The 584-nt window shown below is 45.7% G+C and carries 2 pseudogenes; one reads left to right on the top strand and one right to left on the bottom strand.

What is annotated here, in order from left to right:
* Positions 1–203, top strand: a pseudogene (locus R7Q11_RS28010) (multidrug transporter); the annotation flags it as partial.
* 53 nt (positions 204–256) lie between these two features.
* Here the strand turns inward: R7Q11_RS28010 and R7Q11_RS28005 are convergent.
* Positions 257–584: pseudogene (locus tag R7Q11_RS28005) on the bottom strand (outer membrane beta-barrel protein); the annotation flags it as partial.

The following is a 584-nucleotide window of genomic DNA, read 5'->3' as shown; positions in this document are numbered from 1 at the left end:
TGATGGCATCGACTTATGGATTGGTTCTGTTTGCGATGACGATGACAGACAACGTGAGCTTAGTTGTCGCGCTGCGCCAGATCAGTATCGTATTTGGTTTATTGATGGGCATTTGGTTGCTTGCGGAAAAATGGTATCTCACCCGAGGTATCGGTGTAGCTTTCATCCTTGCAGGCATTGTGTTGTCTTTAGAAGGTGCTTGAAGCACATAAACTAAAGGCACCGGAATTAAGGTGCCTTAGAAAAGAGGGATGAGTTAGAAACGCATTTGTGCGCCAAACATCACGCCACCAGAATCAAAATCGCTGTTTTTGGCGTAATTGTATTCTAAGTTCAAACCAAAGTGTTTATAGCCCCAAGCGACACCTGCTGCGGCTTCTCCGCCAAGGCTAGACTCGTCATATTCTTTATTCTGGCCATTGTTTTTAAGCGTGTAACTTAACGTGTAGTAAGTGATACCGCCTTTACCGTAAAGCTCAAAACCAGCACCCAAAGGGTAGCTTACGTAACCGCTGATTCGCGGACCGCCATAACTCACGTCGGTGATTTCTGATATTGGGCTAATGAGTACAGAACCAATGCCG

This window comes from Vibrio sp. 970, assembly GCF_033339075.1.
The sequence above is the reverse complement of the archived record's forward strand: the minus strand, read 5'-3'. Positions and strand labels throughout refer to the sequence as shown.